Consider the following 12,737-nt stretch of genomic DNA (forward strand, 5'->3'; position numbering starts at 1 on the left):
GCGTTCGTCACAGAAGGTGTGGTTCGGCGCGGAACCGGCAAGGCGCGACCCGGATGTGCGGGTCGATGCCGGTCGCGGGCTCGGTCCCGCGAAGCTGCTCGTAGATCCCTGCGATCTGTCGGCCGACCGCGTGCCAGCTATACACGCGCCGACATTCGGCCAGCCCTGCGTCGGCGAGGCGCGTTCGCAGCGCACGGTCGCCGACGAGCCGCGACAGAGCGGCGGTGAGCGCGGGCACGTCGCCCGGTTCGACCAGCAACCCGTTCTCGCCGTTGCGGATACAGTCGGTCACCCCCACCGCGCGGCACGACAGCACCGCCTGCCCGCTCGCCATCGCTTCCAGGATCGTGTTCGAGAAACCCTCGGCATAGGTCGGCGAGACGAACACGTCGTGGTCGCGGTAGCGCTCGGGCACGCTGTCGTACTCGGCGTAGCCGGTAAACGTCACGCGGTCGCTCAGGTTAAGTTCGGCGGCGAGCGCGTGCGCCGCCTCGACGTCGGGGCCGATCCCCGAGATCGTGCAGCGCCACGCGCCCGTGACACCCGGCAGTGCGCGGAGGAGGTCGAGCACGCCTTTGCGACGATCGACGCGGCCATGGTAGAAGAAGCGCACGACGCCGTCGTCGCGCCGCATGCCCGGCGTGAAACGCTCGGTATCGACCGCGCCGGGCACGATCGTGAACCGCTCCATCGGCGTGCCGAGCCGGTCGTGCACCTCCTGCGCGAAGCTCTTCCCACCGATCAGCAGCGCGCCGGCATAAATTAGCACGCGCTCCATCGCGACACGGTGCGTCTCGCAGCACGATCCGACCCAATGCCCGTCGCCGCCCTGGATCGAGACGACGCACGGCACCCCCAGTCGCTCGGCCGCGAGCAGGGTCGCCCAGCCGGTCGGATAGCCATATTGCGCGTGGAGCACGTCGAACGGCGCGCGCGCGTGCTCGGCCGCGATCGTCTCGATCATCGCGTCGACGTCGCGCTCGAAATTGCCGCCCGCCTGCTCGCCCAGCGCTTCCAGTCCGATGACGCGGACGCCCTCGACTGCCGGAGGCGGGCCACCGCCGTAGACGCGCGCGCGCTCGGGGTCGCCGTAATATTGGCTCACCATCGTCACGTCGTGCCCGGCCGCGACCAATTGCCGCAGCAGGTTGATCGCGTAGATCGACATGCCCGAGATCGCCGGAAAGAAGCGGCGCGAGACGAAACACACCCTCACCGCGCGAGCGCCCGCAGATAGTCGATCGATTCGGGTATCGCCGCGTGTGCGCGCGGGCTCTCGCGCGACAATTCGACACAGACGAGGCGGGTGAAGCCGATCGCGTCCAGCGCGTTCAGCACCGCGGGCATGTCCATGTCACCCTGCCCGAACGGCAGATGAGTATGGTCGCCCCGGCGCATGTCCTCGATCGCCACGGTGCCGAGCCGGCTCGCGTAGCGGCGGATCGCGTCGGCGGGCTCGATGTCCTGCGTCACCAGACAATGCCCGGTGTCGAGCGCGAGCCGCAGCCGCGGGTGGCGCGCAGCGAGTACGTCGTAATCGGCGACCGTCTCGATCAGCATGCCGGGTTCGGGCTCGAAACTCGCGTCGACGCCGACCGCCTCGGCATGGTCGAGCACCTGTTCGAGCCCCTCGCTCAGCCAAGCGCGCGCCTGCGCATGGTCGACGCCTGCCTTCGGCACGCCGGCCCAGAACGACACCGTCTCGCTGCCGAGCCGGCTCGCCACATCGAGCGCGCGGTTGAGAAAAGCGACGCGGTGCGCGCGACCCTCGGCGTTGGGCGTGACGAGCGTCGGCTCGTGCTTCTGCCGCGGATCGAGCAGGTAGCGCGCGCCCGTCTCGATCACGCTGCCGAGGCCGAGATCGCCGAGCAGCCGCGCGACTCGGTCGCATTCCTGCTCCCACGCGTGGGCGAACGGGTCGAGGTGATGGTGATCGAGCGTCAGCGCAACGCCCGCGTAGCCCGCATCGGCGATCAACCGCAGCGCGTCATCCAGTCGGTGATTGGCCGCGCCGTTGGTGTTGTAGGCGTAGCGCAGCGTCATGCCTGACCCGTCCACGCAACGTGATGCGCCTCGGGCTCGCGGTAGAGCGGATAGAGCGGACCGACCAACCGGTCCGCCGCCTCGGTATCGAACAGCGGATGGCCCAGCCGCTCGGCATCGGCCTCGGGCAGCCGGATGCGCTGCAACGCTGCGCCTTCCTCGCCGAACTGAATCAACGGCGAGCCCATCGCCAGCAGTTTCTCGGTGTTGCGCGTGCCGATGCGATAATAGCTCATCGTCTCGACCTCCATTCCCGGCACGATCACTTTGACCACCGTGACCGAGCGGTCGGCGGGGGACATGTCGACGTAGAGCACGTCGAACCCCGCCGCCTCGACCGCCGCACGCGCGGTCGCGGCGCGTGCGTGGCCGTCGGGCGCAGGCTGCGTCGGCAGATCGGAGAACCGGTGCGACGACCGCTCGGCGAGGACATTGTCCGCGAGCCAGCCGCGCAGCTCGCCCGCGCCGCGCCCGGTCCAGTCGCGCATCGCGTCGAAGGCGCGGCGGTCGCTCGATTTCGCAGCACCACCCGCCTGCGCCATGAAGCGCGCGACATAGCCCTCGGGCGCGACCTGCGCGACGAGGTCCGCCGGGCCGTGCGCGAACGCCTTGCGCGCGCGGCTGGCGGCGAATTCGGTCAGGCATTTCTCGAGCGCGGCGGTGCGGTCGGCGTGGCACGCCTCGCCGCACGCGGTCACCATGATCGGCGCGGCAGGCTCGCCGCGCTCGTCGACCCCGGCGCAGTACAGGTTCGGCAGCCCGTACTGATCGGTCGCGAACTTCGGGATCGCGCGGATGCCCGCGGCATCGAACCGGTCGAGGATCGCACGCGTCGACGCGGGCAGATCGCCGTCGAGCTCCAGCATCACGCCGCGGTCGAGCGCGCGGAACAGCAGCCCGTTACCGTCGCGCTGGAGGATCTCGCACAACCCATGCCCGATCGCCCAGTCGAGGTCGGGCCCCGCCCCCATCCCGTTCGAGATGATCGTCGTGAACGGCTTGTAGCCCGGCGTCAGCTCCTTCGACGAATAGGCAGCGAGATCGATCGGCACGAGCACGCTCGAGCCGTCGCGCCAACGCTTCGCCTCGACCCATTCGAGCACCGTATCGTGATCCACCGGCGAGCCTGCGGGCAGGCAGAGCGTGAACGGATCGGCAACCGCACGGCCGCCCAGCGAACGGACAAGATCGGCGTAGCTGCCACGCGTCTTCGCGCGTTGCCCGAGCGTCAGCGTCGGCCACACCATCTCCGCGATCTCGCCGAGTCCGCCGAGCACCGCCGCCTCGTCAGTCGCGCCGTAGCCGACGCCGTAGGGCATGATCCCCGACAGCGCCGCGTCCTCAGGGAACAAGGCCACGACCCAGACGGGCAGCCCGAGCCGATCGAGCGGGTGGATCGGAAAGGCCACCACGTCGCCCTTCGGGAACGCGTCGAGGTAGCGGCGCGCGGCGTCGCCGAGCCCGGTGGGAAGACCGCTGTTCACAAGGAAATCCGCCGCACACCGGGTGCACGCGCCAGGCCGTCGTCCAGCGCTGCGAGCGCGACCGTGCGGTTCACCTCGGGCGCATATTCGAACGGGGTCAGCACCGCGTCGAAGTCGAGCGGGGCGATGACGTCGCGGTAGCGACGAAGCTCGGCATGGGTCAGCGGAATATCCTTGTGGAAGGCCTTGTGGCTGGAGATCGCGTGGGAGCGGCCATCGGCATCCTGGTCGATCTTGAACATGTCGCCGCAGAACAGCCGGCGGCCGGGCGCGTCGTGAAGCGCGGCCTGCCCCTCGTAATGCCCGCCGACGTGATGCAGCGTGTAGCCGGGCGCGAGTTCGAGCGTGTCGTCGAACGGCGCGGTGACGCGGAACGCCTTGGTCATCCTCAAGTCGTCGCGCTGGATCGCGACGATCGCGGGATCGAAGCGGCGCTGGAGCTGGAACAGCGCGCCGTAACCGTGCGCATGGCTCGCCGACAGATAGGCGATGCCGCCGAGCGCCTCCATCCGGTCGAGCATCGCCTCGGTGTAGAAGGGCGCGGCCTCGAACGCGATGTTGCCGCCGTCACGCACGATCAGCCAGCCGGTGCCCGCGAGGCCGAGCGCAGGACTGGTGGTGAACGCCCACAGCCCCGGCGCCACCTCGCGCGCCGCGCCGTCGTGGGTGGCCGCGACCTCCGCCTCGGGCAGGAAGTGCCAGCCGTCCTCGGGCAGGTCGTTGCGCACGTCGGTGCACACGGGGCAGTCGGGCGGCGCGAAATGCTTCTGCCAGAACCCGCAATTGGCGCACGCGAACCAGCTCAGAGCCATTGGCGGGCCTCCGTATAGGCGCGGTCGAACAACCGCATCAGTTCGAGATCGCGCCGCATCGAAAAGTCGTGCGGCTCGCCCCGCGCGGCGCGCATGAACGCGGCGGCCTGCGCGGCGAAGGGCGAGGTCGCGGTATCGAACGCGACCGGCGTTTCCTCGCCGGTGCTGCCGCAGCGGCGCACCAGCGTGCCGCCCGCGGTCTGCCCCATCGTGTCGGTGGCGACGAGCAGCCCGCGCTCCCCCAGCACCTCGAGCCGGCGGCGCGGCAGCACCTCGGCGCAATTGTACGCGACATGGCTCTGGAAGAGCACGCCCGACGCGGTGCGCCCGCTCAGCATCCCGCCGTCGTCGACCGGGTAATCGTGGATGCGGCGCTGAAGCTGGATCGACAGGTCGGCGAGCGGCTCACCGAGCAACCGCTCGGTCAGGTCGAGCCCGTGGAGCGCGAGGTCAATCACCGCGCCGCCGCCCGCACGAACGGGGTCGGCGCGCCAATTGTCGTGTTCGCCGCCATCGGGCGTCCAGGCCGGATCGACCCAGCAGGCATAGACGATCCGCACCGCGACGGGTCGCCCGATCGCACCGGCCGCGATCGCTTCCGCCACCGCCACGTGCGCGGGATGGTGACGCTGGTCGAACGCGGTGCCGTACAGCGTGTCGCCGAGCGACGCGGCCATCGCCTCTGCCTGCTGGACGGTCGCCGCGATCGGCTTCTCGCACAGTACCGGGACGCCCGCGGCGGCGCAGGCGGCAACGGGCGCGGCATGCGCGTCGTTCGGGGTGGCGACGTAGACGAGGTCGCACGCTCGTGCCGCGAGCATCTCCTCGACGCTCGCGAATGCCGCGAGCCCGTTGGCCTCGGCGCGCGCACGCGACGCAGGCGACGGATCGGCAACGGCGGTCACCACCCCGCCCGCCGCGGCGATGCCGGGCGCCATGTAATCGCGCGCGACCCAGCCGTAGCCGACGATCCCCCAGCGCGGCGCGTCGGCCATCACCACCGCTCCGGCAGGTCTACGACGCGCCGCAACCGCGCGTCATCGGCCTCGAACGGCAACGCCTCATCGGGCAGCGCCCAGAAGCAGCCAGCGGCGTACTCGTCGCGGTAACGCGGTGATGGCCAAGCGGCCTCACCGTCGTCGCCGAGCAGCGGATTGCGGCGCAGCGTCGCGCCCTTCGGCGGCATCGCCACCCCGCCAGCGACTGCGCGCGGTTCGCCTTCGCCCTCGACCAGCGACCATGCCTCGATCACCGGATCGTCGCGCCAGTCGGTCAGCGGCGGCGCGGCCTGTTTTATCAGCGCGCAGAGTAAGGCGCGCTCGTCGTGGACCCGCGCGGTCGGAAACAGGTCGCGCCACGCAGCGCCGACCCGCGCCGGCCCCTTCGCACCGCCCGCCACGCCAGCGTTATGCAGGTGGCTTACCGCGAGCACGCCCCTCGGTGCGGTCACGTCGCGCAAACGCTCGGCGACGCGCGGCTGGTCGGGCAGGAAGTAAAAAGCGTCGTGGCACATAACGAGGTCGAAGCGCTGATCCGCCACCGGCCATTCGCCGGCGGCGTCGAACACGACGTAATCGGCGTCGGGGGCGACCCAGTGTTTCGCCAGCCAGCATTTGGAGAAGACGACGTCCGCGCCGAGGCACGCCACCCCCATCCGAGTCAGCTCGCGCAGGTAATGCCCGATCCCGCAGGCGAGCTCGAACGCGCTGGCGGGCGCGGACCAATGCGCCTCGATCAGCGCGAGCCCTGCGAGATAGGTCGGATCGCTCCAGCGATAGGCGAAATAGTCGGCGACCGGCCCCATCCGCAGCAACGCCATCGCCTCGCGCAAACTGAGCGTGTCGCGTTCGCGCACCAGCCGCTTTAGCTCGATCAGGTCGGTCGCGGGCCCCGTCCACCACGCGTCCTGATCGGTCAGCAGCGCGACCAGCGCGTCGTCGGGGCAGCCCGCGTCGAGATGGTCGAGCGCGACCGCGACCAGCCCCTCGCTCTCGATGCGCAGATAGGGGATGCCATCGACCACCGGCCAGCGCTCGCCGATCGCGGCGAGCGAGTGCGGCGTGTCGTGGACGAGCACGCGCCCCGTCAGCGGCGAGCGCCAGCGGCTCGCCTCCCCCGCCACGCCAGCACCGCTCACATCAACCCCGCATTGAGCAGGATGCGGTCGTGGAACGCTTTCACCGGCCCGTCGTGGACCAAGCCGTAGTCGCCCAGCACGACCTGCATCGTCAGTTTGGCGGCGCGGGTGTGCTGCTCGATCTCCAGCACGCGGTCGAGCACGTCGGCGACGTGGAACGCGCGTGCCTCGGGCGTCTCGTCGCCGCCGATCGGGGCGAGCGCCTCGCCGATGACGTTCGCGAGGTCCGGGGCGAGTTCCGCCATGCTCGCCGCGCGCGCGTGCGCAATCGCCGTGTCGAGCGCGTCGCCCAGTAGCATCTCGCCCGAATAACCGCTGTCGGGCATGTCGGCGTTGTGGAAATGATGCGCCATACCCGCGAGAAAGACCGGCACCGGATCGGCACCGTGCCATGCGCTCGCCAGCACGCCGTAGACCGCGACCATCAGGCAATGCTCGGCGTGGTTCTCGGGCGGTTGCAGCATGATCCGCGGCTGGCCCGGACAGGTAACCCCGGCACGCGGCTGGCGTGCGAGCTTGCCAACGAACGCGGGGGTATCGCCCGTCTCAGGTCGCCCCAGCGGCAGTGCGGCACGCAACCGTGCGTGGAGCGACGGCGCGACCTGGTCGGCGATCTCGTCGAACGCGCGCTCCAGCACCGCGACCGCCTGCTCACCGATACCCAGCGCGTGCATCGCCGTGAGGTCAAGGTCGCCCAATCGTGCGGAGACGAGCGCCGACGCGGTCACGCGCATCGTAACCTCGGCGGGATCGTCACCGCGCACCAGCGCGGCCCATCCGGCGACGAACAACCGTTCCGCGATCGAACCCGGCGCCGCGGCCGAGCGGACACGCTTCAGGTCACCCAGTTCGCGCAGGAAGGGCAGGGCAGCCGGGGTCAGCCCCGGCGCCCCCGCCGCAATCATCTCCAGCACTGGCGCGTCGGTCACGCGCCCTTGCCGTCCAGCCAATTGTCGAGGATCAACTGTTGCTCAGGCACGCCGTGGGCCGGATCATAGTCGCCGCGCGTCTGCGGCAGCTTGAAGAACAGCCCCATCTGCTCCTGCACGCCGCCCTCCCCGCGCTGTTTCGCGAGGTCGAGGCAACGCGCGATCTCGATCGCGAGCGGCGCGGCCAGGATCGAATCCTTGCACAGGAAATTGAGCTTCAGCTGCATCTTCTGACCCATGAAGCCGGTCAGGTCGATGTTGTCCCACGCCTCCTTGTCGTCGCCGCGCGGCTTGTAATAATGGATCATGATGATGTGATCCTCGACCGGGTAACCGAGGATCTGGTTGAGCACGCTCTTCTTCGTGCCGAGCTTCGACTGCAGCGATTTCGGATCGTCGAGTGCCAAGCCATCCGAATTGCCGAGGATGTTGGTCGAGAACCAGCCGTCGACGTGGAGCGCGCGGTCGCGCAGCGCGGGCGCGATCACCGTCTTCATGAAGGTCTGACCCGTTTTGCCGTCCTTGCCAGCGACCGGCACGTTGCGCTCGGCAGCGAACGCGGCGAGCGGCGCGACGTCGGCGGCGACCGACGGCGTAAAGTTCGCGTACGGCGTGCCCGAATCGATCGCGGCATAAGCGTAGAGCATCGCCGGACTGATCGCGGCGTCGTCGCTGTCCAGTCCCTGCTCGAATGCGTCGCGCGACTGGAGCGCGCTGTCGTCGCCCGGCTTGCGCTCGGTCGAGGCGAGATTGACGACGACGACGCGGTCGAGCTTCTTCTCGTCCTTGAACCGCGCCAGATCGGCCTGGATCTGCCGGATCGCGGCGCGGTGACCGCCGCCGAGCTTGTTGGTGCCATCGATATTGGCGCAATAACCGGTCGAGCCTGCCGCCTTCCACGGCCGCATCTGATTGAGCACCGCGGCGCCGTCGGCCAGTTCCTTCTCGCCGATCACGCCGTGGCGCAGCGCGCACGCGCCCAGCGTCTCGTCCGCCAGATCCCAACCGCCAAATTCCAGATCGCGGTACGCGACCATGCCGCTCACGTCGCGATCGGCGAGCGGCAGTCCGTCGAGGCTGTTCGACCCCGCCTTGATCATCTCGATCCCCGCAATCGCGGTCGTCGCGACCGCTCCACCGACGCCGACGATCGCGACGCCCAACCGTTCTGCCATGTCCAAAACCCCACCCTTGTTTTGAAGGGTGAAAGGCGCAGCGGCGGGCGCGTTCCGCCGCCGCGCTCACGCACGTGCGAAAAAGTTCCCGCGCGCTGCGCTACATCACCGCCGACACCGCGGCGGGGTGACCTATGTCACCGTTCACGCATTGACGGGGGCAGGCGCGCCGACCGCGGGCAGCCAGTCGGTCGCGATCGCGCCGTGGCGATCGCGGAAGTCCACCAGCTCTGCCAGACGGTCGATGTCGGTGATGCGGATGACGCGGCCGTCGCGCTCGACCAGCCCTGTTGCCTCCAGCGCCTTCAGCGATCGGTTGACGTGCGTCTTGGTCAACCCGACCGCGTCGCCGATGTCCTTCTGCGTCAGCGGCAGCTCGAACGAGCTTCCCCTCAGATCGTCGACCACGCGCAGCCGCGACCTGACGTCGAGCAGCAGCGTGGCGATGCGCGTGAACCCGTCGTTCTTGCTGACGGAGGTCAGCCGGTCGCCGAGCGACACCTGCTCCGACGCCGAGATCGCGAACATCAGCGCACCCAGCCGTGGGTGCCGGCGAAACAGGTCGCCGAACATTTCCTTGGGGATCTCGAACAGCGTCGTGTCGCTCACCGCCTGCAGCGTCGCGGCGCTGTGGTGCCACGCGATCGACAGCGTCGTCGTGATGTCGCCGATGAAGTAGAACCGCAAGATCTGCCGGTCGCCGTCGCGCAACGTCACCGAACTGTGCAGCCACCCGCTGCCGACGATGTACAGGCACTCGACCGGCGCGCCTTCGCGCACGACGACATCGCCCGCGGCATAGGATTTCTCGCGCCGTTCGAGCCAGCGCAGCGCCTCGCGCTCGGCAAAGGTCAAATCAAGATGATGCGCGAGGCGCGCCTCCAATGGGCTGACGGTCATGGTCGCCGAACGTATGACGCGGGGCCGATTTCCATCAAGCGGTGCAGAGTCTCGTTCAGCGCACGGGACTGATCCACTTTAATCCGCCCGCCGCGGACATTTCTGAACATTGCCGAGTTTGACCGCCACCTGCACGCGAGGCGACGGTGATGCGCGATCGAGAACGACCTGCCCAGACACCGACAACGCCACCGACGCCGCCGCCGGGTGACCGAGCACCGCGCGCGATTTCCTGGGTCCATGTCGGTGACCTCCATCTCGAGGATGCGGACGGCTGGCGCAGCCGCGACGACCTGTGCGCGATCGTCGACCAGATCGAGCAGCGACTGGCCGGTGCGATCGATTTCCTCTTCCTGCCCGGCGACAATGCCAATCACGGCACCCCGGACCAGTATGATGCGATGACGCGGGCGCTCGCCCCATTGTCGATGCCGTGGTTCGCCGTTCCGGGCGACCATGATTTCGAACCCGGCGATCTGTCCGCCTACGACGCCGCGATCGCGCCCGAGCACCGCCCCGAGTGCGTGGTCGTCGCCGGACACCGCTGCATCTTCCTCGATATCGTCTCGGCTGGGGCGGGCGGACCCGATTTCCGCCTGACGATGCACGACCGCAACCGCATCGCGGAGGAACTCGCGTGCGCGGCGGCGGAGGCGCAGACCCCGCTCGTCTTCATGCACGCCTATCCCGGCGACCTCGCCGCCGACGGCGACGCGGTGGCGCGGGCGTTCATAGACGGGGGAGTCGCCTTCGTCGACACCGGGCACACGCATTACAACGAACTGCTTAACGACGGCCGCGTCGTCTACGGCGCGACGCGTTCGACCGGACAGATCGAGGAGGACGACGGGCGCGTCGGGTTCGCGATCGTCTCGGTGTACGACGGCGTGCCGAGCTGGCGCTTCCGCCGGCTCGACGCGCCGTGGCCGCGTGTTCAGATCGTCGCGCCGTGCGACCGCCGCCTCGTCACGCGCCCCGCCGACCCCGCGCAGGTGCCGCGTCCCGGCCGGGTCACGATCGTTGCGCGCGTCGACGGCGCCGACGCCGACGCGTGCGTCACGCTCGACCACGCGGGCAACAGCTGCGCGATGACGCGGGACCACGACGGCTGGTGGCGCGGCGATCTGTCGCTGGCGGCGGGGCTGCACGCGGTGACGGTCACCTGTGCCCAGTCGCGCGATACGATCGACATTCTGGTGCGCGGCGCTGACTCGATCCCGAAGCGCGGGCTGCCGGTCGCGCCCGGTCAGGCGTGCCACGCCATCGGCGCGTGGCCGGCTGCGTGTATCGACGGCGCGCAACTGGGCCCCAACCGGAACGGCCAGAAATGGTGAGCGTCGCGACGGGCGCGAGTTGGGCGATTGCGGCGGCGTCGACCGCGGCGGTGATCACGCGCCCGCTGCGCTGGCCCGAATGGATCTGGGCGGTCGCGGGCGCGGCGCTGCTCGTCGTCCTCGGGCTGATGCCGCTGGGCGAGGCCGGCGGCGCGGTCGAAAAGGGGCTCGACGTCTACCTGTTCCTGACCGGGATGATGCTGCTGAGCGAGACCGCACGCGAACACGGCGCGTTCGACTGGATCGCCGCCACCGCGGTCAACGCGGCGCACGGATCGCGCCCGAAATTGTTTCTGCTCGTCTACGCGACGGGCGTGGTCGTTACGACCTTCATGTCGAACGACGCGACCGCGGTGGTGCTGACCCCCGCGGTCTTCGCCGCGGCAAAGAAGGCTAAGGCCGATCCGCTGCCGCTGCTGTTCGCCTGCGCGCTGATCGCCAATGCGGCGAGCTTCGTGCTACCGATCTCCAACCCCGCCAATCTCGTTCTCTACGGCGGGCAGATGCCGCCCCTGGGCGCGTGGCTGCGCTCGTTCGCGCTTCCCTCGATCGCCTCGATCGCGGTGACGTTCGTCGTGCTGCGCTGGCTCGAGCGGCAGCGGATCGAGGGCGGGTGCGCGCGCGACGTCGCGCGCGACGCGCTGACGATGCCGGGCAAGCTCGCGATCCTCGGCATCGTCGTGACGGCGGCGCTGCTGCTCGTCGTGTCCGCACTCGACCGCGAGCTCGGTATGCCGACCGCGATCGCGGGGATCGCGACCGCGCTCGTCGTGTCCGCCGCCGCCAAGGCGTCGCCGCTGCGCCTCGCGCGGCAGGTGTCGTGGGGCGTGCTGCCGCTGGTCGCGGGATTGTTCGTGCTGGTCGAGGCGCTCGACCGCACCGGGGTGATCGCGCAGGTGGCCGCGTGGCTGCGCGCCGCGTCCGCCGACCCGGTTCGCGCCGCCGCCGCATCGGGCACGATCCTCGCCTTTGTCAGCAACCTGATGAACAACCTGCCCGCCGGGCTCGTTGCCGCGACCGCGATTCAGCAGGCGCACCCGCCGCAGATCGTCACCGACGCGCTGCTGATCGGTGTCGATCTCGGCCCCAATCTGTCGGTCACCGGCTCGCTCGCGACGATCCTGTGGCTCCAGGTGATCCGGCGTGAGGGCGAGGACGTGAGCTTCACCGCATTCCTGAAGATCGGCGCGGTGGCGATGCCGCTCGCGCTTCTCGCTGCGCTCGGGGCGCGGCTGCTGCTCGGTTGAGGACGATCACGATGAACGCTGCCTGGGCCTTTCCCTTCATCTTCGTCGCCGGCATGTTGCAGGCAGCGGGCGCGGCGATGGGGGGCGAACTCAACAAGTCGCTCGGCAACCCGTGGCTCGCAACCTCGGTGTCGTTCATGCTGGTGCTGTTCGTCACCGCTGCGCTGTTCGCGTGCATGCCGCGTCCGCTGCCGAGCGTCGGCGATTTGGCGGCGATGCCGTGGTGGGCCCCGCTCGGCGGGATCGTCGGCGCGGTCGCGGTGTTCGCGGGTTTCACCTTTATCCAGAAACTGGGCGCGGGCCCGGTCAACGGCGTGACGATCACCGCCAACATCCTCGCCAGCCTCGCGATCGATCATTTCGGGCTGCTGCGGATGGAGCAGCATTCGATGAACCCGATGCGCTTCCTCGGCGCGGCGCTGATGGTCGGCGGCGTGACGCTGATCTCGAAATTCTGAACGCCCTCGAATGAACGGACACGATCATGGCGACGACGACGGCATCGATCACCGCGGGCGGTTCGACACCGCAGCGCTCTAGCCCGGGCAGGACGCTCGACGCGCTCAACTTCTTCCTCGCCGACGTGCGCGACGGGCTGGGGCCGTATCTGGCGATCTATCTCGTCGCGGTGCGCGGGCCCCCGCCCGGCAGGACAACGCCCCCCGTCCCCAAGGAG

General features: G+C 69.6%; 12 protein-coding genes and 1 pseudogene. 4 read left to right on the forward strand and 9 right to left on the reverse strand.

Going from position 1 to position 12,737, the window contains the following annotated elements:
- Nucleotides 1-7 precede the first annotated feature (7 nt).
- From KZ810_RS14145 to KZ810_RS14185, 9 genes are all read right to left on the reverse strand, one after another.
- Entirely contained in the window at nt 8-1,216 is a 1,209-nt protein-coding gene (locus KZ810_RS14145; RefSeq protein WP_219769749.1) for a glycosyltransferase family 4 protein, read from the reverse strand.
- A complete protein-coding gene (locus tag KZ810_RS14150) occupies nt 1,213-2,043 on the reverse strand; it encodes a sugar phosphate isomerase/epimerase family protein (RefSeq protein WP_258044916.1) in 831 nt (276 codons plus the stop codon). Before KZ810_RS14150 ends, KZ810_RS14145 begins: the two co-directional genes overlap by 4 nt.
- Entirely contained in the window at nt 2,040-3,527 is a 1,488-nt protein-coding gene (locus KZ810_RS14155; protein WP_219769751.1) for a YcaO-like family protein, read from the reverse strand. Before KZ810_RS14155 ends, KZ810_RS14150 begins: the two co-directional genes overlap by 4 nt.
- On the reverse strand, nt 3,524-4,339 hold the full coding sequence (locus tag KZ810_RS14160; RefSeq protein ID WP_219769752.1) for an MBL fold metallo-hydrolase: 816 nt from the start codon (nt 4,337-4,339) through the stop codon (nt 3,524-3,526). The genes KZ810_RS14155 and KZ810_RS14160 overlap by 4 nt, the downstream gene beginning before the upstream one ends.
- Nucleotides 4,330-5,334 (reverse strand): Gfo/Idh/MocA family protein, encoded by a 1,005-nt coding sequence (locus tag KZ810_RS14165; protein ID WP_219769753.1) that lies wholly within the window; start codon nt 5,332-5,334, stop codon nt 4,330-4,332. Before KZ810_RS14165 ends, KZ810_RS14160 begins: the two co-directional genes overlap by 10 nt.
- Nucleotides 5,334-6,476: a class I SAM-dependent methyltransferase gene (locus tag KZ810_RS14170; protein WP_219769754.1), complete on the reverse strand. Its 1,143-nt coding sequence runs from the start codon at nt 6,474-6,476 to the stop codon at nt 5,334-5,336. The genes KZ810_RS14165 and KZ810_RS14170 overlap by 1 nt, the downstream gene beginning before the upstream one ends.
- Nucleotides 6,473-7,405, reverse strand: coding sequence for an HD domain-containing protein (locus KZ810_RS14175; RefSeq protein ID WP_219769755.1), 933 nt, complete (start codon nt 7,403-7,405; stop codon nt 6,473-6,475). The genes KZ810_RS14170 and KZ810_RS14175 overlap by 4 nt, the downstream gene beginning before the upstream one ends.
- Nucleotides 7,402-8,580, reverse strand: a complete 1,179-nt coding sequence (locus tag KZ810_RS14180) for an inositol-3-phosphate synthase (RefSeq protein ID WP_258044917.1) — start codon at nt 8,578-8,580, stop codon at nt 7,402-7,404. Before KZ810_RS14180 ends, KZ810_RS14175 begins: the two co-directional genes overlap by 4 nt.
- 144 nt (nt 8,581-8,724) lie before the next feature.
- A complete protein-coding gene (locus KZ810_RS14185) occupies nt 8,725-9,480 on the reverse strand; it encodes a Crp/Fnr family transcriptional regulator (RefSeq protein ID WP_219769757.1) in 756 nt (251 codons plus the stop codon).
- Nucleotides 9,481-9,629: 149 nt separating this feature from the next.
- Between KZ810_RS14185 and KZ810_RS14190 the strand changes: the two genes are divergently transcribed.
- The 4 genes and pseudogenes from KZ810_RS14190 to KZ810_RS14205 form a co-directional block, all read left to right on the forward strand.
- On the forward strand, nt 9,630-10,814 hold the full coding sequence (locus KZ810_RS14190; protein WP_219769758.1) for a metallophosphoesterase family protein: 1,185 nt from the start codon (nt 9,630-9,632) through the stop codon (nt 10,812-10,814).
- Nucleotides 10,808-12,061 (forward strand): arsenic transporter, encoded by a 1,254-nt coding sequence (locus KZ810_RS14195; protein WP_219769759.1) that lies wholly within the window; start codon nt 10,808-10,810, stop codon nt 12,059-12,061. Before KZ810_RS14190 ends, KZ810_RS14195 begins: the two co-directional genes overlap by 7 nt.
- A gap of 11 nt (nt 12,062-12,072) precedes the next feature.
- Complete coding sequence (locus KZ810_RS14200; RefSeq protein ID WP_219769760.1) at nt 12,073-12,519, forward strand: DMT family transporter; 447 nt, start codon at nt 12,073-12,075, stop codon at nt 12,517-12,519.
- A 26-nt stretch (nt 12,520-12,545) separates the two neighbouring features.
- Nucleotides 12,546-12,737 (forward strand): annotated as a pseudogene (locus KZ810_RS14205) (hypothetical protein); the annotation flags it as partial.

This window comes from Sphingomonas citricola (assembly GCF_019429535.1).
Classification (GTDB): domain Bacteria; phylum Pseudomonadota; class Alphaproteobacteria; order Sphingomonadales; family Sphingomonadaceae; genus Sphingomonas; species Sphingomonas citricola.

What these genes read in the sequence shown, in the direction of transcription:
- KZ810_RS14185 (WP_219769757.1), bottom strand. Translation starts at nt 9,480, where the DNA reads ATGACCGTCAGCCCATTGGAGGCGCGCCTCGCGCATCATCTTGATTTG.
- KZ810_RS14195 (WP_219769759.1), top strand. Translation starts at nt 10,808, where the DNA reads ATGGTGAGCGTCGCGACGGGCGCGAGTTGGGCGATTGCGGCGGCGTCG.
- KZ810_RS14160 (WP_219769752.1), bottom strand. Translation starts at nt 4,339, where the DNA reads ATGGCTCTGAGCTGGTTCGCGTGCGCCAATTGCGGGTTCTGGCAGAAG.
- KZ810_RS14150 (WP_258044916.1), bottom strand. Translation starts at nt 2,043, where the DNA reads ATGACGCTGCGCTACGCCTACAACACCAACGGCGCGGCCAATCACCGA.
- KZ810_RS14200 (WP_219769760.1), top strand. Translation starts at nt 12,073, where the DNA reads ATGAACGCTGCCTGGGCCTTTCCCTTCATCTTCGTCGCCGGCATGTTG.
- KZ810_RS14180 (WP_258044917.1), bottom strand. Translation starts at nt 8,580, where the DNA reads ATGGCAGAACGGTTGGGCGTCGCGATCGTCGGCGTCGGTGGAGCGGTC.
- KZ810_RS14190 (WP_219769758.1), top strand. Translation starts at nt 9,630, where the DNA reads ATGCGCGATCGAGAACGACCTGCCCAGACACCGACAACGCCACCGACG.
- KZ810_RS14165 (WP_219769753.1), bottom strand. Translation starts at nt 5,334, where the DNA reads ATGGCCGACGCGCCGCGCTGGGGGATCGTCGGCTACGGCTGGGTCGCG.